At 70.5% G+C, this 18,924-nt stretch carries 22 protein-coding genes and 1 pseudogene; 11 read left to right on the forward strand and 12 right to left on the reverse strand.

Annotated features, from left to right (window positions below; genetic code table 11):
* Window positions 1-137 precede the first annotated feature (137 nt).
* Window positions 138-1,025, reverse strand: a complete 888-nt coding sequence (locus OG599_RS14320) for a septum formation family protein (RefSeq protein ID WP_327176358.1) — start codon at window positions 1,023-1,025, stop codon at window positions 138-140.
* A 148-nt stretch (window positions 1,026-1,173) separates the two neighbouring features.
* Window positions 1,174-2,244 (reverse strand): WD40 repeat domain-containing protein, encoded by a 1,071-nt coding sequence (locus OG599_RS14325; RefSeq protein ID WP_327176359.1) that lies wholly within the window; start codon window positions 2,242-2,244, stop codon window positions 1,174-1,176.
* Window positions 2,245-2,352: 108 nt separating this feature from the next.
* On the opposite strand from OG599_RS14325, the gene OG599_RS14330 reads away from it, so the two are divergent.
* Both OG599_RS14330 and OG599_RS14335 read left to right on the forward strand, forming a co-directional pair.
* On the forward strand, window positions 2,353-3,147 hold the full coding sequence (locus OG599_RS14330; protein ID WP_327176360.1) for a GDSL-type esterase/lipase family protein: 795 nt from the start codon (window positions 2,353-2,355) through the stop codon (window positions 3,145-3,147).
* A gap of 84 nt (window positions 3,148-3,231) precedes the next feature.
* On the forward strand, window positions 3,232-3,534 hold the full coding sequence (locus OG599_RS14335) for a hypothetical protein (RefSeq protein WP_327180293.1): 303 nt from the start codon (window positions 3,232-3,234) through the stop codon (window positions 3,532-3,534).
* 93 nt (window positions 3,535-3,627) lie between these two features.
* Here OG599_RS14335 and OG599_RS14340 read toward each other — a convergent pair whose 3' ends face one another.
* The 8 genes from OG599_RS14340 to OG599_RS14375 form a co-directional block, all read right to left on the reverse strand.
* Window positions 3,628-4,269, reverse strand: a complete 642-nt coding sequence (locus tag OG599_RS14340; protein ID WP_327176361.1) for a TetR/AcrR family transcriptional regulator — start codon at window positions 4,267-4,269, stop codon at window positions 3,628-3,630.
* 331 nt (window positions 4,270-4,600) lie between these two features.
* Window positions 4,601-5,344 carry a hypothetical protein gene (locus OG599_RS14345; protein WP_327176362.1) on the reverse strand — a complete coding sequence of 248 codons (744 nt, stop codon included), beginning with the start codon at window positions 5,342-5,344 and terminating at the stop codon, window positions 4,601-4,603.
* Window positions 5,345-6,383: 1,039 nt separating this feature from the next.
* Complete coding sequence (locus OG599_RS14350; protein ID WP_327176363.1) at window positions 6,384-6,635, reverse strand: superinfection immunity protein; 252 nt, start codon at window positions 6,633-6,635, stop codon at window positions 6,384-6,386.
* A 49-nt stretch (window positions 6,636-6,684) separates the two neighbouring features.
* The gene (locus tag OG599_RS14355; RefSeq protein WP_327176364.1) at window positions 6,685-7,620 is read right to left on the reverse strand and encodes an FAD-dependent oxidoreductase; all 936 of its coding nucleotides are present in this window, start codon (window positions 7,618-7,620) and stop codon (window positions 6,685-6,687) included.
* A 423-nt stretch (window positions 7,621-8,043) separates the two neighbouring features.
* Window positions 8,044-8,871, reverse strand: a complete 828-nt coding sequence (locus OG599_RS14360; RefSeq protein ID WP_327176365.1) for a lipase family protein — start codon at window positions 8,869-8,871, stop codon at window positions 8,044-8,046.
* A complete protein-coding gene (locus OG599_RS14365) occupies window positions 8,871-9,257 on the reverse strand; it encodes a hypothetical protein (RefSeq protein ID WP_327176366.1) in 387 nt (128 codons plus the stop codon). The genes OG599_RS14360 and OG599_RS14365 overlap by 1 nt, the downstream gene beginning before the upstream one ends.
* 72 nt (window positions 9,258-9,329) lie before the next feature.
* The gene (locus OG599_RS14370; RefSeq protein ID WP_327176367.1) at window positions 9,330-9,539 is read right to left on the reverse strand and encodes a hypothetical protein; all 210 of its coding nucleotides are present in this window, start codon (window positions 9,537-9,539) and stop codon (window positions 9,330-9,332) included.
* Between the two features lie 48 nt (window positions 9,540-9,587).
* A complete protein-coding gene (locus tag OG599_RS14375; protein WP_327176368.1) occupies window positions 9,588-10,604 on the reverse strand; it encodes an aldo/keto reductase in 1,017 nt (338 codons plus the stop codon).
* 226 nt (window positions 10,605-10,830) lie between these two features.
* On the opposite strand from OG599_RS14375, the gene OG599_RS14380 reads away from it, so the two are divergent.
* From OG599_RS14380 to OG599_RS14400, 5 genes are all read left to right on the forward strand, one after another.
* Window positions 10,831-11,244, forward strand: coding sequence for a MerR family transcriptional regulator (locus tag OG599_RS14380; RefSeq protein ID WP_327176369.1), 414 nt, complete (start codon window positions 10,831-10,833; stop codon window positions 11,242-11,244).
* A 284-nt stretch (window positions 11,245-11,528) separates the two neighbouring features.
* Complete coding sequence (locus OG599_RS14385) at window positions 11,529-12,557, forward strand: C40 family peptidase (RefSeq protein WP_327176370.1); 1,029 nt, start codon at window positions 11,529-11,531, stop codon at window positions 12,555-12,557.
* Window positions 12,558-12,766: 209 nt separating this feature from the next.
* Window positions 12,767-13,126: a hypothetical protein gene (locus OG599_RS14390; protein ID WP_327176371.1), complete on the forward strand. Its 360-nt coding sequence runs from the start codon at window positions 12,767-12,769 to the stop codon at window positions 13,124-13,126.
* Window positions 13,127-13,306: 180 nt separating this feature from the next.
* Window positions 13,307-13,675, forward strand: coding sequence for a YbjQ family protein (locus OG599_RS14395; RefSeq protein ID WP_327176372.1), 369 nt, complete (start codon window positions 13,307-13,309; stop codon window positions 13,673-13,675).
* Between the two features lie 535 nt (window positions 13,676-14,210).
* Window positions 14,211-15,389, forward strand: a complete 1,179-nt coding sequence (locus OG599_RS14400) for a GH12 family glycosyl hydrolase domain-containing protein (protein WP_327176373.1) — start codon at window positions 14,211-14,213, stop codon at window positions 15,387-15,389.
* 105 nt (window positions 15,390-15,494) lie between these two features.
* Here OG599_RS14400 and OG599_RS14405 read toward each other — a convergent pair whose 3' ends face one another.
* Window positions 15,495-15,734: a hypothetical protein gene (locus tag OG599_RS14405; protein WP_327176374.1), complete on the reverse strand. Its 240-nt coding sequence runs from the start codon at window positions 15,732-15,734 to the stop codon at window positions 15,495-15,497.
* Window positions 15,731-15,934, reverse strand: a complete 204-nt coding sequence (locus OG599_RS14410) for a hypothetical protein (RefSeq protein WP_327176375.1) — start codon at window positions 15,932-15,934, stop codon at window positions 15,731-15,733. The genes OG599_RS14405 and OG599_RS14410 overlap by 4 nt, the downstream gene beginning before the upstream one ends.
* Window positions 15,935-16,105: 171 nt before the next feature.
* Between OG599_RS14410 and OG599_RS14415 the strand changes: the two are divergent.
* The 4 genes and pseudogenes from OG599_RS14415 to OG599_RS14430 form a co-directional block, all read left to right on the forward strand.
* A pseudogene (locus OG599_RS14415) lies at window positions 16,106-16,477 on the forward strand (DUF6879 family protein); the annotation flags it as partial.
* A 68-nt stretch (window positions 16,478-16,545) separates the two neighbouring features.
* Window positions 16,546-17,412 (forward strand): helix-turn-helix domain-containing protein, encoded by an 867-nt coding sequence (locus OG599_RS14420; protein WP_327176376.1) that lies wholly within the window; start codon window positions 16,546-16,548, stop codon window positions 17,410-17,412.
* A 63-nt stretch (window positions 17,413-17,475) separates the two neighbouring features.
* A complete protein-coding gene (locus OG599_RS14425; protein WP_327176377.1) occupies window positions 17,476-18,321 on the forward strand; it encodes a class I SAM-dependent methyltransferase in 846 nt (281 codons plus the stop codon).
* 148 nt (window positions 18,322-18,469) lie between these two features.
* Window positions 18,470-18,922: a hypothetical protein gene (locus OG599_RS14430; protein ID WP_327176378.1), complete on the forward strand. Its 453-nt coding sequence runs from the start codon at window positions 18,470-18,472 to the stop codon at window positions 18,920-18,922.
* The last annotated feature ends 2 nt before the right edge of the window (window positions 18,923-18,924 follow it).

An 18,924-nucleotide genomic window follows, 5' to 3' on the forward strand; every position in this document is an offset into this window, starting at 1 on the left:
GGCGAAACGAACCTGCACTCCGCCAACCGGTCCACCCGGATCGTGCACCGCTCGCGTGGAAGGGCCGGCGCCCCCGGCACCGGCCCTTCCACGGCACTGCTCCAGGACGGGGAGCCCAGCACGGGGCTCCCGGGCCGTCAGCTGGTCCAGCCGGCCGCCATGTCGTCCGGGACGGTGGTGGCGAGGCCGAGTTCCTTGCGGGCGGCGACGGACTTGGCCGGGTCGATGGCGTCGTAGGCCGAGGAGTACGGGGCGTAGAGCGAGTCCGCGTCGGCGGCGTTCGCTGCTTCCTTCCACTTCTTGTCGGCGGCCTCCAGCTGCGCGCGCAGCTTGACCGTCTCGGGCTGCTTGACGCCCTGGAGCGCGGCGAGGTGGGCGTCGAGTGCGGCGGCGACGGCGGCCGACTGCGCCTTGTAGCCCGCGAGGTCGTCCTCGACCGTTTCGGCCTCGGGCTGCTTGGACCAGAGCGCGTCGTAGTAGGCGTACTCGTTCTTGAGGTAGGCGGCCGCGTCGGCGCTCAGCGGCTTGCTCTTCAGCGTGCCGGTGATCTTGCCGGAGTCCTTGCTGTACGAGCAGCTGACCTTGCGGTCGCCGGTCGCCCAGGTCTCCTTGGTGGGCTGGTAGTACGAGCCGCCGACGTCCGTCGGGATCGCCCAGGTGTCGGGCGCGAACTTCTTCTCCTCGACCGCGCAGCGGGTGTCCGAGGCCTCGGTGAGCGCGTCGTCACCGGGGTAGGCGCCGTCATCCAGGTCGAACTCCCCGTAGATCTGCGCCTGGTGCGGCTCGGCGCACGGCACGACCTCGATCGCGAGCTCCTCGGTCGCCTCCTCGCCCGCTGCGGCGGGGGCCGTGTTCGGGTTGTAGCAGTCGCCCACGTCGAGCGAGAAGACCGACCGCTGACGCGCGGCCTTCTTGATGCCGTCCTTGGCGCTCTCGGCGACCGAGCATCCGGACGCGCCGATGGCGAGAAGTGCGACGGCGGCGGATATACCGCGGACATGACGGGACTTGGCACCGAAAGACATGGCGTGTGAATCCTCAAGCGGAAGTAAAATGAGCGAACGGATGTGCGCATCGTATGGCATGGCTGTGACAACGCTGTGCAAACAGGTTTCGCACCGTCAATCCTGGGTAAACGCCGCACCCACCCCGCCCACCCCCGCCGTCGCCCCGTCAGCCGCCCGTACGCCGCCGCTTCGTCCGGAGCACGAACCACACCGCGCCGATCACCACGAGGCCCCCGAGCAGCGTTCCGCCCTTCCCGGCCTTCCCGGCCGCTCCCCCGTCACCGCCACCGTCGCTGTCGCCCCCGGCCCCCTTCCCCCCGGCCGACGCGGAAGAGGCCGCACCGCCGGAGGAGCCGCCGCCGGTGGCCGGAGCCCCGCCCGACGCGCTGGGTTCGGGGGTGGCCTGGGCCGCGTTGGTGCCCTTCACCTCCAGGCGCCGGACCTCGCTCCGCTTCCCCTCGGAGCCGAGCATCAGGGCCGTACCGTCCGCCGTGTACGTGACCGACTCGGCCTGCCCCTGGAACCCGGCGCCCACGCCGCGCTCGTCGCCGAGCTTCCCGTTGTCGAAGGTGTACGCGTCGGCGCCGAGGTAGCCGCGCAGCACCAGCCGCGTACCGTCCGGGGAGAACGCGCCGTCGGTCACCCACGGCACCTCGGCGACGCGGCGGAAGACGTTGTTCCCACTGGTGGAGAGGTGCGCCGGGCCCTCGTAGAGGCCGCCGCCGGCCTGGTTCTTGGAGGCGATCCAGACCCGGCCGGTCTTCGGGTGGACCATCAGCGCCTCGGCGTCCCGGGCCCCGTCCGCGTACACCACGTCGAACTGGGTGGCGCGCACCGTGACGTCCTTCAGGACCTTCGGTTCGGGGAGGCGGTAGATCCAGACGTGGTCCCAGGTGCCGTTGAGGTTGTCGCCGATGTCGCCGACGTAGAGGTTCCCGTCCGGGCCGAGGGAGATCGCCTCCACGTCGCGCGGCTGCCCCACTCCGGTCATGGTGACGGTGGCGACGGTCTCGCCGGTGCGGGAGTCGACGGCGTAGAGGTAGGGGCCGTCGTCGCTGTCGTTGTGGGTCCAGTAGACGCCGGGGTGGATGCGGCTCGCGGCGAGGCCGCTGGACTCGGTGATCCGCGGGTCCTCGATGGTGAAGGTCTGGTCGGCGCCGCCGTCCGCCCGGGCCGGAACGGTCCCCGCGAGGAGCAGCAGGGCGGCGGTACCGAGGGCGGTGAGAGAGGCACGCATGGCGCAAGTGTCCATCATCACGGTGCGGCCCGAATGCGGGATCGGGGATGATGACGGCATGCGTTCCCTGTCTGCCGCCGCCGACTCCACGCCCTGCGGCGGTGGGGCATGACCCGCCACGCGACCGATCGGCCGGACGCCGTGCGCTTCCTCTTCGTCGGCGACTCCATGACGGTGGGCCGGGCGGGCGACTTCACCTGGCGCCACCGGATGTGGCAGCACCTGGAAGCGACCCTCGGCGGGGGCGGGTACGCCATCGTCGGCCCGCGCACCGGGCTGTACGACGCCGAGGCGGACGCCGCCGTCTCCACCGCGTACGCCGACCCGTCCTTCCCGGCCCCGGCCCGCCGGCATCTGTCCGGCTGGGGCGAGGGCTGGCTGCACATGGCACCGCTGATCGAGGAGGCGGTGCGCACCTCCCGCGCGGACGTGCTGCTGGTGTCGCTCGGTCTGATCGACCTCGGCTTCTACACCGACAGCGAGCAGACCGCGGCGAACGCGCGCGCCTTCATCGCCGCCGCCCGCGCCGCGAACCCGCACGTCAGGCTCGTGCTACTGCCGGTCATCCCGAACATCCGGGCCGAGTCCGACGCGCCCTTCGCCGACGCCTGCGCGCGTTTCAACACCCTGCTCGCCGAGGCCGTCGCGGACCTCTCCGCCCCGGGTTCCCCGGTGCTGCTGGCCCGGCACCCGTCCGGCTACGACATCCACACCGATACGTACGACGGCACGCACCCCGGCCCGAGCGGCGAGCACAAGCTGGCCGCGGCCTTCGCGGACACGATGCACGAGGCGTGGTCGATCGGCGGCCGGTACGCACCCGGGGCCGAGCGGACTCCCGCCCCCGAGCGGACCCCCGCACCCGGACCGGAGCGGGTCCTCGTGCCCGAGCCCGCGCTCTGATCCGAGCGTCCGCGCGCACAGTTCCTTCACCCCGCCTTCGGAACGTGCTCATGCCACTGATAATCTGCGGCCCCCCGCCTGCCGGTGACTTGCCCTGGCAGGCGGGGCCTGCGTCTCCGTACATTCCGCACGTTCCGTGCGCTCACGTACGCGGCCAAGGGGATCTTTTTTGAGGGCAGTTCACAGAACCGGCACGGTCGTGGCGCTCGCCGGGGCGCCGGCGCCGACCGCACTCTCCACCGCTCCGGCCGCACAGGCCCCGGCTCCACCGGCGCCCTGAAGACGACCGTCACCGCCTCGGCGGACGGCTACTGGCGCTGGACCTTCGGCGGTACGCCCACCACCGGCACCGCCACGGCCACCGGCGACTACGTCGACGTGCGCTGACCCGCACCCGACCGGCCGGAGCACGTACGGCCGGTACGCGGGGCGTCTCCCGCGTACCGGCCGTACGTCAACGGGCTCCGGCCCAGGCGGCGGTCAGCCCGCGCGCTGCGTCCCCAGCATCGACAGCGCCAGCTCCCACAGCTCGCGCGAGACCTCTTCGGGGCGGGCCCGCCGGGACCGCCGGGTGTGGTGGGCCATGAGCTCGTGGACCGTACCCACCATGACGAGCACGTCCGCCTTGTGGTCGCCCTCTTCCGCCTCGCCCCGCGCCACCGCGCGCTGGGTCTCACCGGTCAGCCAGTGCGCCCACACGTCACGCCACCGCTTGCAGTGCGCGTCCACCACATGGCTCACGCCGAGCACCTCGACGAAGGTGACCCGGGCCTCGCGGGGGTCCTCGGTCACCGCCTTCACGTAGGCGTCGAACAGGACCCTCGTGCGCTCGGCCATCGAGCACTCGTCCATGCCCTCGGCCATCATGGCGTTCTCGGCGGCTCGCAGGCCCTTGGTCGTCACCCAGTCGTGCAGGGCGATCAACAGGCCTTCCAGCGAACCGTATTCCTCGTACAGCATCGACACCGGAACACCGGCTTTTTCGCAGACTTCCTCGTCGGTGGTCTGCGCATAACCGTACGTGCCGAACATCGCGCGGGCCGCGTCCAGCAGTTGGGCGCGCTCCCGTGTACGAATCCTGTCCACGGACTCGGTACCCAGAGTCCCCCAGCTGTCCGTCACCGGTCCTCCTTAGGCAGAAACGCGGGAGAGGGTCAGGTCGTCGCCTCTGCTATCGAACCGCCCGAGTCATTGTCCTCGCACAACACGCCCGATGGGCGAAACGCCACACTCTGCCACCCATGCAGCTTTCGAACGCGGAAGCGTTGACGTACGAAACGCCGTACGAAAAAACGCGCCCCATCTGCCTTCTATCGACGGGGAATTCGAAGACCTGCACGGAAATTGCGGCCAACCCACTCGGACGGGTGACATGCTCCCACCGGCGCCCACGGCGCGGCCCGGCGAGTCGCCGCGCGCCGCCCCGCGGTATCTCACGCCATTGCGCACCGGTTCACCGCTCCAGTGCGGCATAGGCGGCCGCCTCTTCGGCCGGGTCGTGTTCCGCGCCGGGCGGGACGGCGGCACCCACGTGGACATCGCGCCAGCCGCCCTTGCCGTCTCCGGTCAGCCCGTCCTCGCCCCGGGCCCGCGCCGCGGCCTCCCGGTGGGCCGCCCACGCCGCCCAGGCCTCCGCCGACCGGCACTGGCCGCACAACACCTCGCCGGGCATCGCCCGGAACACATGCTCGTCACCCGACCCCTCGCAGGTCACGAGCGGCAACGGCGCCGTGAACGCGGGCTCCTCCTCCACACCCTGGGGATGCGCACCCCGGGTACGCACACCCTGGGGACGCGACGCGTCCACGGCCACCGCATCCGGCCCGCCGACGAGATGATCCGGCGGCGCGGGCATCCTGCTCTCCAGCCGCTTCCGTACGAACCCCGGTGGCCAGTAGACCCCGCTCTCCGGCAGCAACGACACCAGTGCTTGCTTCAGTTCGGCCGCCGACACACCCCGCCGCATCCACTCCGCCGCCAGATCGACCAGTTGCCGCGCCTCCTGCGCGCCCAGACGCAACTGGCTCGAAGCCCGCCCCAACGACAGCAGCACCCGCTCCGCCTCCACCTCCTCGGCACCCCACTCCGCCACCGGCTTCGGCGCGGGCTCCGGTGCGGGTGCGGGTACGCGTACGGGTGTGGGTACGCGTACGGGTTCCTCGACCGGTACCCGTACGGACTCAGGGGCCGCCGGCACGGATGCACGCGGCCCAGGTGCGGGCACAGGCGCAGGCAACGGCACAGGCACCGACACCGACGCCACGGGTGCGGGCCCCGCCACCGGCTCACCCCGCTCCCTCTCCCCCTCCGGGGACTCCAGGCCGTTCAGCCACTCCGGAGGCTCGGTCCAGAAGCCTTCGCCGTCCTCCGCCGCGAATTGCGAGACCTTCTCGAACTCGCTTCCGCACGCCTTTCGTTCAGCTTTCGAACTGCGAACGCGCCCGGAGGGTAGGGGGTATGAGTTCTCCAGAGTTTGTACGTGTGGTGGATGGCCACCGATCGACCGAAGTCTCGGATCTCCGGGCGCCGGAAAGTGGTCACTCGGCGCGACCTGCGGAAATGCGAGGTCCGCAGGGGGCGCGGACACCTCGTCCAACTCGTCGTCATCGGCGCCCCGATACTCCCGGCAGCGGTTCCAGTACTCCTCCGCCTGCCGGCGCGTGGTCGGCGCATTGGAGAGGATCTGCGCCGTGGCCCACCGGCCACCGGAACGCGGGTACGACCACTCGTGGAGATAGCCCTCGCGCTTCAGGAACTTCTTGGCCTTCTGGTACGGACCGGGTCTGATTCCCGCGTCCCGCGCGAAATCCCACAACGGGCCCAACGCCCGGGGCCGTTGCGCGGAGGGGAGGCTCTCCAAGTACAGAATGATGATCTTCGCGTCACTGTTCATCCGACGCGAGCCGATCAATCCGCCCGAACGCCGCCCGGTGCCCAACACCGGCGAGATAGCATGCCAAAGCATCCCGAGTCTCTATCCACTCGTGGTGAAGGCCCTCGGACGGTGTTCCAGCACCCCCGGGGGCCGCTCCATGCGCTCCCAAGCGCACAGAACATGATGACGCGCTCACCGTAAATCACGCCGTGGGCACGGTTGTCCCAGTTTCGGAAAAAACAACCCTTGCGCGTGATCACGAACTTCGCCACCCCCCGCGTAGCGGCACGCCACCCTCCGAACGGACCATGCCGAACGGGCCATGCGCGGAACAGGTAACGCGCGGCGCAGCGCTGCGGATTCAGACGCCGAGCCGACCGCCCGGCGCAGGGGCGGATTCGGGGTCGGGGTCGGATTCGGTACGCATCCTCAACGCCATGTACAGGGCCACGAACCAGAACACACCGGTGCAGGCACCCAGCGCGTTGACCAGGATGACCAGCCGGAGGCGCTGCACCCGCCGGTTGTAGGCGATGAACGACGGCACGGCGAGGAAGAGCAGTGCCAGCACCGACATGCCGACCAGCTCGTAGAAACCTATGTCTGAGAACACCGGGTCACCCTATGCGCTGCGGCCGCCCCACCGGGCGGCGAACCGGCCGTCAGCCGACAGGCAGCTCCCGTGCCGCGTAGTAGGCACGCAGCGCGGCCTCGCCGCCGGAGCCCATGGCGGTCATGACCCGTTGGAAGCGGGCGGACCGCAGGTCACCTGCCACGGTGATGCGGGGGTGCTGGGCGCCCGGAGGGCAGTATCCGTCGGCTTCCCGGACGAGGTCCCCGGCCGGGGCGACGGGTGCGCTCCCGACGCTGAGGTACACGGCGTCCGCCGTGACCGTGCGCCGCGCGCCGTGCCGGATCACCAGGTCCGCCGTCACCGCCCCGGCTCCGGAGACGCCCAGGGTGAGGTGCGAGACGGGCAGGAGGGTGACCCGGGGATCGTCGCGGATCTCCTCGATCTTGTACGCGTCCGCCTCGGGATATGCCACGAGGAGACGGGTGCCGGTGTCCGGGTGGGCGCGGAGAAAGGTACCGATCGGCCGGTCACCGCCGAGGACGAGGAGCGCACGGCCCTCGGTGTCGTCCCCGTCGGCCTCCCAGAGCGGGGGCAGGGTGAGGCCGCCGGAAGCCGTGATCCACGGGACGTCGCCCGGCTGGAGCGGGCCCACGCCGGTGGCCACCACCGCGTACGGAGCGGTCAGGCGTCTCCCGCTGTCCAAGGTGGCGGTGACACGGTCGTCGCCCGCCCCGAGTGCGACGACGCGGCGACCGAGCTCCAGGCGGCACGACTCCGTGCTCTCCAGCTCCGCGGTGATGGCATCGGCAAGCGCGGGACCGCTGGTGTGCCCGCCGAGGACGTTGTTCAGCGCCCCGATGCGGTGGAGATTGCGGCACAGCGAGTCCGGCTCGATCAGGATCGAGCGCATGCCGACACTCGCCGCCATGCGGGCGGCGGCACAGCCGGCCGGTCCGCCCCCGACGACGATCAGGTCGGTGTCGTGGGCCGCGGGCGGGCGGGTACGGATCGGGGTGTCTGCCATGGAGGCCATTTCAGCACCGGTACCGCGCCCAAGGGCTGTCCCGCTGAACCCTGGCTGCGTAGGCGTTGGGCCGGCACGATGCCGGCCACGACTGCAGTCCGAAGCGCTGATGCCGCGTAAGCGGCCTGGCAACCTGCGCGTCCAGCACCATGGTCCTCGCGTCTGGGAGATGCGCCGCCGACTCGGATCCACGGGCTCTCCGCCCGTACCAGCCTGCAATACACCGAGCAGAGCGCCTCTCGGACGACTACGCAGGCGTATCTGAACGGAGACGAGTCAGGATGGTTCATCGCCTGCGCGGTGCTGCTTCAGGTCGCGACTGTCTGGCAGCGCGTGCGTGAGGTCCGAAGGCGCCGTAGCAGGCGGGCCCAAGCGGGCTGACTCTCGCGCTCGTTACCGGCTCTGCTCCGGTGCCGGCGCTGTTCAGTCGGCCGCGGTGAGGTTCTTCTCGAACGCGGCCAGGTAGCTGGGCAGATGATGGTCCTTGACGGCGTCCGTCTCGGGAGCGAGCAGGTCGGCCCCCACGCCCCGTACCCGGTCCTGCAGCTTCGCGATCAGCGGCATCGACTCGTGGAGCCTGCCGGAGGCGTCGAAGTAGCGCAGCGCGTCGACGTGCGTGTACACGGGCTCCGGCGGCAACTGCGGGACGATGTCGTTGTTGTTGACGAAGCGATAACAGCGGTCGGCGAAGACTTTGTTGTGCGCGGCGGCCATCAGACGCTCGCAGGTGCGGGGCTGGCCGAACGTGTACACGCCGTGCGCGAGCAGCTGCGGCTGCTCGAAGTACAGGCGGGTGGCGGCCAGCATGGTCAGGGCCGCGCCGAGGCTGTGTCCGGTGAACCAGATGCTCTGCCCGTGGTCGCGGAACTCCTGGATGGTGTCGCGGACCTGCGGATAGACCGACTCCAGGGCCTGGTGGAAGCCGTAGTGGACGAAGCCCCTCTTCCCGGGGCCGGGCACCGGCGGGGTGTCGACGTCGGTGAGCCAGTCCCGGATCTTCGTGACCTCGGTGCCACGGAAGCCGGTGACGATCATGCGGTCGCTGGCCATGACGTACGCCTGGGTGTCCTCGATCGGGAACGGCATGGCGTGCGAGGACTCGAAGTACCGCACCCGGCCGAACCCCCACGCGCCTGCCTGAGCCTCGATACCGGCCCGGTCCAGCGAGGCCAGCCCCGCCGCCCGGCCCATCCAGTAGGCGTGCGCCAGCGAGTAGCCGTTCGCGGCATGGTCCAGAACGGGAATGGCCATCAGTGCCCTCCGGGAAATCCGTCCAAAGCTGTCTGAAGCTGCCTGAAGCGTCCGAAGCTGCCCGAAGCCGTCTCCAAGTGACAGCAACCTAGCCCCGCGCCCGGACGCGGTGCCCTGGTCCGCCTCACGATCACCCGGACGGACGTAACGCTGCTCTCCGCACCCCGACCCGGCAGGAGCCACACGGTGCCCGCGAGGAGGAGATCCTCGTAGACGTGGTGGTGGCGGGTGGTGGTGCGGCGGTGCAACAGCTCGGCCGCACGGACGTGTTCGCCGGCGTCGACGAGGGCGCGGGCCAGGGTGTCCTGGATGATCTCTCGCTCCACCCGTACGCCGCCGATCCGTTCCGCCCTCTCGCCGAGGCCGTCGAGCAGGTCCGCCGCCACCCGTGGGCGGCCCGCGGTGATCTCGGCGAGCGGACCACCGGATCACGCCGGATCGCGCCGGACGGAGCCGAGTCAGGAGACCTGTTCCAGATCCTCGGGCGCCTTCGGCACCGCAGGCCCGGGAGGCTGCCGCTTCGCGGTCCGGCGTCGCCGGAGCGTCGCCCGCGCCCACAGCGTCAGCCCCACGACGGAACAGATCACCGTCAGCCCGACGGCAGTCGGTACCAACGCCGTCACGACGAAGGCGAACAGAAGCTCCAGCCATGTCGGTTCCTCGCCCATCGTGCTTCCTCCGTGTGCCATGAACGGCACGACGCCGGTACGGCGGACTCAGTTCCCGCTACGCACGTCTCCCGCAGGGCCCCACTCCCCCGGCAGCGGCTCCGCGCGCGCCGCGTCCAGGAACGCGCGCTGTTCCGGGGCGAGTTCGACGTCCACCGCCTCCAGGGCCTCGTCCAGTTGCCCGAGGGTGGAGACGCCGATCACCGGCAGCGCGGCCGGGTCGCCGCCCAGGAGCCAGGCGTACACGACCTGGTTGACGGTGGCGCCGGTCTCCGCCGCGACCTCGCGCAGCGCGGCCAGCTGCCGGTGCGAGGCGGGGTGGTCGTACGGGGCGGGGAGCGGCTTGGTCGGATTGGAGTAGGCGCCTTCGAGGAGGGCCGTGTAGGCGAGCAGGGTCAGGTCCGGCCTCCGGCGCACCTCGGCGAGGACCGCGTCGTCCGCGTACCGCTGGACCCCGAAGTCCGTACCGGGCAGGGGGCGGAGGTACGTATGGCGTTGCTGGAGCGCGACGGCGTCGGGCAGGCCGAGCGCGGCGGCGGCTTCCTCGGTGGCGCGCAGGCGTGCGGCGGTCAGGTTGCTGACGCCCGCCATGCCGACGGCGCCGCTCCCGATCAGCTCGCCGAAGACGCGCACGGTCTCCTCCAGCGGCGTGTCCGGGTCGTCCACGTGCCGGTAGAGCAGGTCCACGCGGGCGGTGCCGAGACGTTCGAGGCTGCCCTTGAGGGCGTCCCGTACGGCGGGGGCCGAGAGGCCCTCCAGGATGTCCGCCGCCCGGTCCGTACCGACGGGACCCACCGGGCGGCCGCCGAGCTTGCTCGCGAGGACCACCTCGTCCCGGTTGCCGCGCCGGGCGAACCAGCGCCCGAGCAGGGTCTCGCTCTCGTCGCCCGTACAGCCGTCGATCCAGAAGCAGTAGTTGTCCGCCGTGTCGATGAAGTTGCCGCCGCGCTCGACGAACCGGTCGAGCAGCGCGAAGGACGTCCGCTCGTCGATCCGTGCGCCGAAGGGCATCGCCCCCAGGCAGAGCACGCTGACGTTCCGGTCGCCGATGGAGTGATAGCGCATGTGTCTCCTCGTGTGCGGGCGGGCGTCGACCCCTGTCGGTGTGGGCCCGGAACCACGTTCACATCCGGAGCGCGCTCCGGATCAAGCCCGGCGGGGCCGGAGCCCGTCCGCACCGGCGACCCGGGGCCCGTCCACACCGGTGGACCGCCGCCCGTCCCCGTACCGGCGCCCCGGGGCCCGTCCACGCCGGCGGACCGTCACCCGTACCGGCGGCAGAATGGCCCGCATGGAACCAGAACCGGTGACCGCCTCATTACTGACGCCCGCCGAGACCGCCGCGGAGTCCGGGTTCAGCCTGGACACCCTGCGCTACTACGACCGGATCGGCCTGCTCGGGCCGGTGGCGCGCTCGGCGAGCGGGCACCGGCGCTACTCCCCCGGCGATCTGGAGTGGCTCGCGGTGCTGCGCTGCCTGAGGGAGACGGGCATGCCGATCGCGGACATGCGGAGCTACACCGAGCTGGCCAAGGCGGGTGACGGGACCGTGCCGGAGCGGCTGGCGGCTCTGGAGGCGCACGACCTCCAGGTCGAACACCGGCTGACCGAACTTCTTCATCAACGTGCGCATTTGAAGGAGAAGATCGCCTACTACCGATCGCTCGAAACGGTCGAAATGGGCATCAACGACGCGGATGACTGATGCGGGTGGCTCGGCGCGGAAAACCCTGCGGCGCGGACGCGAAACGTCAAGTTGTCGTTACACGCCGTGTGTTGTGAGTAAAGAAACCCGCCGAGCGCCGCTATTCACCCGGTGGAGATTGCTCCGATCACAGAGTGGTCACTAAAGTCGGGGCTCGAACCTTCGCGCGATCAACTACCCATCCGGGTGAAAGCGAAGACGCCGTCGTCTCCGTGACGTGCCGGGAGCCAGGGATTCAGCTCCCAGCGCCCCGGCGGGCGGCTCGATGAGAAGGAGCTCGCTCCGTGGCGTCCCACCGCCGTCCCAAACCGCCGAGCCGCGCGCGCGTGACCGTGCTCACCGCCACCGCTGCCGCCGCTGTCGCCCTGACCTCCCAGGCGGCCCACGCCGACCCCAAGCCGACCAAGAGCGAGGTCAAGGCGAAGGTCGACAAGCTCTACTCGGAGGCCGAGAAGGCCAGCGAGAAGTACAACGGGGCCAAGGAGCAGCAGGACAAGCTCAAGAAGGAAGTCGACGCGATCCAGGACAAGGTCGCGCGCGAGCAGGGCGATCTGAACGCCCTCCGCAGTGAGCTGGGTTCGATCGCCACCGCGCAGTACCGCAGCGGCGGCATAGACCCCTCCGTGCAGCTCTTCTTCTCCTCGGACCCGGACAGCTTCCTCGACCAGGCGTCGGCGCTGGACAGCCTCACCGCCAAGCAGGCCGAGTCGCTGGAGAAGATCCAGGCCAAGCAGCGTTCCCTCGCGCAGGAGCGCAAGGAGGCCCAGGGCAAGCTCGGCGAACTCGCCGAGGTCCGCGAGGCGCTCGGCAAGAGCAAGAAGGCGTCCCAGGCCAAGCTGGCCGCCGCCCAGCACCTGCTGAACACCCTCACCGCGGCCGAACGCGCCCAGCTCGCCGACCAGGAGCAGCGCGCCAGCCGCGGCGCCGGTGCGCGGGTCGACCTCGGCAACGAGCAGCCCGCGTCCGCCGTCGGAGCCAGCGCGCTCGCCGCCGCCGCCACGCGGATCGGGATGCCGTACTCGCACTCCGTCACCACGGGCCCCAACTCGTTCGACTGCTCGGGCCTCACCCAGTGGGCGTACCACCAGGCCGGCGTCGAGATCACCCGCACCACGTACACCCAGTTCAACCAGGGCACCCACGTCTCGCAGAGCGCGCTGAAGCCCGGTGACCTGGTCTTCTTCAACGGCAACTCGCACGTCGGCCTGTACGCCGGTGGCGGCCGGGTGCTGCACGCCCCCTACCCGGGTGCCTACGTCCGCTACGAGTCGATGAGCACCATCGGCAGCTTCTACGGCGCGGTACGCATCTGATCACGCCGCGGGATCCCGACCCGCCGGATCCCGCACCGCCGGATCACGCACCGTAGGTCCGGCACCGCGGGTCCGCGGGATCCCGCACCGTTGGTCCCGCACCGCAGGTCCCGCACCGTTGGTCCCGCACCGCTGGGTCCGTCCCCGCCCACGGACGCGTAGTCGTCGCGTACGCCGCACGCGGGGAACGCACACGCCGGGGGCAGATCATGTGGGGCAGAGGCTGCGGCGTCGGTGCGGTGTGCGGCCTTCTCGCCGCCGCCCTCGCCTGCGTCCTCATCGACAGGGCCTGGACCACCTGCGACGTGGGCGTGAACTCGTACGCGAACTCGCTCACGCTGGTCCTCCTCTTCGTCCCGCTCTGGATCGTCGACACCCTGTGCTGGATGCTGCCCTACGGGTTGCTGGGGCGGCGCTTCCACGGCGGATGGGCGGTCGCGGCGGGCACGGCCGCCACCCTCCTCCTCGTCTGGTTCGCGGCCACCTGGCTGGGGATGCCGGACGACTACCCGGCACCGTTCTGCGCGGACGGCGTGCCGGGGTGGTGGCCGGCATGGATTCCCGCGTGAGCCCCGGACTGAGGCCGGGCGGATCGGGCAGACGGATCAGCGGGTGACTCGAACTCGGCCGCCCTTGCGACGAGTTCCGCGTGGTCGCCCCCGGCGGCGAAAGCCCCGGCCGTACGGAACACCGAGTCCCCGGAAGCACGTGCGCACGCCCGGACCACCCTTCCACGTGAGGTGAACGCCATGTCCCTGGATGACTACACCGGCGGCCAGACCAACGGGTCCGACGTCCTGGTCGTGACCACCAACGACGTACCGGGATACGAGGTGCGGCAGGTGATCGGCGAGGCGTTCGGCCTCACCGTGCGCTCCCGCAACATCGGCTCCCAGCTGGGCGCCGGCCTGAAGTCGGTGATCGGCGGCGAGCTGAAGGGCCTGACCAAGACCCTGGCGGAGACCCGGAACGAGGCCATGGAACGCCTCGCCGAGGCGGCCCGCGCCCGCGGCGCCAACGCCGTGCTGGCGATGCGCTTCGACGTCACCTCGGCCGCGGACATCGGCACCGAGGTCTGCGCCTACGGAACAGCCGCGGTCATCGCCCCGAAGCCCTGACGCTCAGGAGTGTGAACGGCGGGACACGGCCACCGCGTCCCGCCGTTCACGTTCACTCCTCGGCTTCCTCTTGCTGCAACTCCTCAACGAGCCGTCCCAGTTCTCCCCACGCCGTGCGCCTGACGGAAGAACTCATGCGCGATCTCCGGCTCTTCGAGGCCGGCGCGCCGACGACGAGGGCACGGGCGGGTACGTGGACACGGCGGCCGGCACAGGAAAGCCACGCCCCACCCACGCGCACCGCGCCCCGCTCACGCGCACCGGCCGAGCGCACCCACGAACCGGCAACAGGTGGGCCTACAAACCCCGTTGACCGGAAGCGCTTCACCCTCGACGCGCGTTTCCGCAGCCGATCGTCGAACGCCCTTCGAAAGCGCCGTCGAAGGCTCGTCGAAGGTCCGTCGAAGGCCCCGTCGAACGAAACAAACCCGGTCCACCGTCTTGTCACCCTCTCCCGGCCACCCCTACAGTCCCCCCGGATGGGAGCGCTCCCACGCCTGCCCCGCCGCCTTCCCCCACTGCCCGAGAGGACACGATGCGACACCGTGCACGCACCCTCCTGACAGCTCTGACGCTGATGCTGGGTACGACCACCGCGCTGCTCACCGCCACCCCCGCCACCCAGGCGGCCACGCAGTCCGCACAGGCCGCCGGCCAGATCTGCGAGCAGTACGGCACCACCACCGTCCAGGGCCGCTACATCGTCCAGAACAACCGCTGGGGCACCAGCGCCACCCAGTGCATCGACGTCAACGACAGCGGGTTCACCGTCACCCAGGCGGACGGTTCCGCCGCCACCAACGGTGCCCCGAAGTCGTACCCGTCGATCTTCCTCGGCTGCCACTACACCGCCTGCTCGCCGGCGACGAACCTGCCCAAGCGGATCGACACCATCGCGGCCGTTCCGACCTCGCTGACGTACGGGTACGTCGGCAACGCCACCTACGACGCGGCGTTCGACATCTGGCTGGACCCCCAGCCGAAGACCGACGGGGTCAACAAGACGGAGATCATGATCTGGTTCAACCGGGTCGGCTCCATCCAGCCCATCGGCTCGCCCACCAGCACCGCCACCATCGGCGGCCGTACCTGGGAGATCTGGACCGGCAACAACGGCGGAAACGACGTGATCTCCTTCGTCGCCCCGTCCGCGATCACCAGCTGGTCGTTCGACGTCAAGGACTTCATCGACCGGACCGTCACCCAGGGCATGGCCGCCAACAACTGGTACCTGACCAGCGTCCAGGCCGGCTTCGAGCCCTGGATCGGCGGGGCGGGCCTCTCACTCTCCGCCTTCTCGTCCTCGGTGACCGACGGCCAGGACACCAACGGCAACGGCACCGGAGGCGGCACGACCCAGCCCGGCGGCGGCACGGGGACCCCGCCCGCCGGACAGGCCGCCTGCCAGGTCGAGTACACGCCCAACGTGTGGCCGGGCGGGTTCACCACCAACGTCACCGTCAAGAACACCAGCACCACGGCCGTCAACGGCTGGAACCTGGCCTTCACCCTGCCCTCCGGCCAGCAGGTGTCCCAGGCCTGGAACGCGACGGTCAGCCCCACCAGCGGCGCGGTCACCGCACACAACACCACGTCCAACGCCGTCATCAACCCCGGAGCCACCCAGAACTTCGGCTTCCAGGGCACGTACACCGGGACCTACGCGGAACCGTCGGCCTTCACCCTCGGCGGATCCGCCTGCACGGTCGTCTGACCGGGGCAGCCCCCATGGTGCGCCCGCTGTGACGCGCCCGTGGTGGCCCTGCCGGGAACGCCCGCACCCGGCAGGGCCACTACGGGGAACCCGCCGTCGGCGCACTCAGGCCGATCCGGCAACGGGCCTGATGCGATCCAGAGGCACGTCCCATTCCAGCCCACCGCCTTCGGGCAGCATGAACGCCTGCCGCCCGACCACCTTCCCCGAACCCTTCAGGCGCTCTTCGACGACGCCCATCAGCAATCCGGTCCGCCCGCTGAGCGCGTCCACGACCAGCGTGCCGCGCGGGTACGGCAGCGGACCGTGGCCGAGCATCGTCTGCGGCTGCTCGTAACCCGTCACTCGCTGCCCCCTCCCCGAAGCGCCTCGGCCAAGCGCGCGGCCACGTCGGAACGCACGCGTCCCAGCTCCACGAGCCCCAGCTGCGGAGAGGCGTCGTCCACCGCGAGCGAGGGCAGGACGATCCCGACTTCGGCCAACGCGGCCTTCAGAGACTCCTTCGTCACAAAGGGGTCAGCGGGCTGCTGTTCTTTGGTTGCCATGAGCAGGACGTTAAGAACGAGCGGACTCCGACCGATATGCTGCTTTCTCCCATTTGCTCGACCACCCAACGGGATTGCCGAAGTTTTCTCCTGACCCCCGCCTGAGCATGTAGTACCGGGCTGCGGCCGCGGTCATGCTGTTGAGCAACATCTCTGGAAGGGAGAGCGTTCATGGCTCGCCGGCTGCGCTTCACCGGTACGGACAGCAAGACCGACGGCTGTCCCGCCCTGCACACGGACGACAGCACCGGCGAGATCATCGTTCAGGGGAAACCCGTGACCGATCCCGAAGACCTGGCACAGCTCCAGCACTTCGGGCCGGACGACATGGCGGTTGCGGTGCCGCGCGAACTGCTCGTGAACTGGGGCCCCAAGGAGATGGAGCGGGTGCCGGAGATGGTCGACAGGGACACTTTCGGACAGCTCTTCGCAACCTTCAAGCACACCGCTTGGCGACTGGAGACACGACGGGGCTACGCATCAGACCGGCAGGACCCGGACTTTCAGACGTGGTGCGCTACGCAGTCGCTCGCGACGCGGCCATGCATCACGCCCTTTCGTACGACCGGTTCGCGGCGCAGGTGGCCGCGACCGAATAGCACGCGTGACCGGTGAGCACCGACTACCAGCAGGCACGGGCGGCGTTGGGGATCCGGCTGCGCGAACTCCGCCTCACGTGCCCCGCCGGTCGGCTCACCGGTCAGCAGCTCGCGCTACGGCTCGGCTGGCAGGGTTCGAAGGTCAGCAAGCTGGAGAACGGCAGGCAGACAGGCACCCCCGAGGACCTTCGCGCGTGGGCCGACGCGACCGAGCAGCCAGGTGCGTACACCGAACTCGCCTCCCGACTGGCCGGGTTCGAGTTCCACATCAGGTCATGGCGCAGAGCACTGGCGAACGGCTTCAGGCCGATGCACGAGGACCTGAGCGCTGAGATCGAGCGCACCGCGACCCTGTGGATCTGGGAGGAGTCGGTGATCGCCGGCCTCCTGCAGACCCCCGAATACGCACGTCACGTCATCCAGCGCTATGCCCAACTGCTCGGCGGGGCTACCGACATCGAGAACGCCGTCCGCTCCCGCTCCCAACGCCAGGAGTGGCTGTACCGGCCGGGCCGCAAGCTGCACGTGCTGATGTGGGAGGCCGCTTTGCGCTCGCTGATCTGCCCACCCTCCGTGCTGGCAGCCCAGCTCGACCGCCTCACCGGCATGATCGGGATGGACACGGTCGAGCTGGGCATCATCCCGTTCACCGCGTCCATGAAGATCGTCCCCGCCAACGGCTTCTGGATCCTCGACGACCGCGTGGTGGTGGCGGAGGACTGGCACGCCGAGCTGTGGTTGAACGATGCCGACAACATCGCCCTGTACACAAGGGTGTGGAAGACCCTTCAGGAATCGGCGGTGTACGGCGCCGAGGCCCACAACGTGATCAACGCGGCCCGGCGCGCGCTGAGCCCGGGCCGCGCCGCGACTCCCTGAACGCGACGCGCCGCCCCCCGAAGGTAGGTTGAAGGTCCAGCACCAAGGAATCGGGGGACGCCCATGGCCACCGCACCGGATCGCTCCAAGGACGCCGGGCACGGCCGGCCCCCGCGCCGCACGGTTTTCGGCGAGGTCGCCGAGGTGTACGACGGCGGGCGCCCCGGGTACGCCGAGGAGCTGGTCACCGAGGTGCTGGAGTACGCGGACCTGGGCGGCCGTGCGGCGCTGGAGGTCGGGGCGGGCACCGGCAAAGCCACCGGGCTCTTCGCGGCACGCGGTGTGCCGGTCGTGTGCGTCGAGCCGGATGCCCGGATGGCCGAGGTGCTGCGCCACAACACGGCCGCGCATCCCCAGGTGCGGGTGGAGGTGGGCGACTTCGAGGAGTGGGACCCGGCCGGGCGCCGTTTCGGCCTGCTGTTCGCCGCCACCTCCTGGCACTGGGTGAACCCGGAACGCCGCTGGGACTTGGCCCACTCCGTCCTCGAACCCGGCGGCTCGCTGGCCCTGTTCTGGAATCCGGTCGCCGTGGTCGACCCCGAACTGTTCGCCGGACTCCGCGACATCGACCGCTTCCACGGCGTGGAGGAACCCCCGCACGACGCCCTCGCCTCCCGTTACGGCCCGGAGGCCGGCACCGTCGACGGCGTGGAGGGCCCGGGCTGGCCGGTGAACGAGATACGGCGCGACGGGCGCTTCACCGACCTGCGTACGGTGCGCTTCCGGCAGCCCATGCGGTACGACACCGCCCGCTATCTCGCCTTCCTCACCTCGGTCTCCGCCTACCGCGTCATTCCCGAGCGCAGCCTCGCCCAACTCCTGGTCGAAACGGGCCGCTTGCTGGACTCCCGGGGTGGTGCCATCGACATGCTCCGTATCAACGACCTCGTCCTCGCCCGCACCGCCTGAGCGATGTCCCGCAGCCTGAGCGATGTCCCGGAGCCTGCCCGATGGACCGGAACCGCCCGGTGGCCCGGAACCGCCCGGTCGAACGCGCTGTCGCACAATGGCCGTGGCAGCGGAATCGGCAGGTCGGACGGCAGAGGGGCAGGGGCGCATGAACCGGAGCGGGGACGGCAGCGGGGACGTTCACGGGGACGACCGGAGCGAGGACCAGGTGCTGGCGCAGGCGCTGAAGTGGATGGGCATCCGTTCCCAGCCCGACGGCACCTTGACCGGGCTCAGGGCCAAGCTGCTGAGGAAGACCGTGCAGGAGCTCGACCTCGTCGTCGAGCTGCCTTTCGACGAGGCGGTGCGGCACGTCACCGGAGTGCTCGAAGAGGCGGGGACACCGACCGAGCCGACCACCGCCGATGGCCGGCGGGCGATCCGGGTGGTCGCGCCCGGCGGTTCCGGCGGCCTGAATCCGGTCGTGGTCACCGCGCTGCTGACCCGGGGCCCGGGGCACCGTACGAACGTCGGGCTCCGGGCCGTGGCCGTGGAGGGGCTGATCAACCAGCGGTCGGCCGAGAAGGCCGCCGCCGGCCTCGCGGAGCTGCTGGCCGAATGAGC

Origin of the sequence: Streptomyces sp. NBC_01335 (genome assembly GCF_035953295.1) — a bacterium.
Taxonomy (GTDB): Bacteria; Actinomycetota; Actinomycetes; order Streptomycetales; family Streptomycetaceae; genus Streptomyces.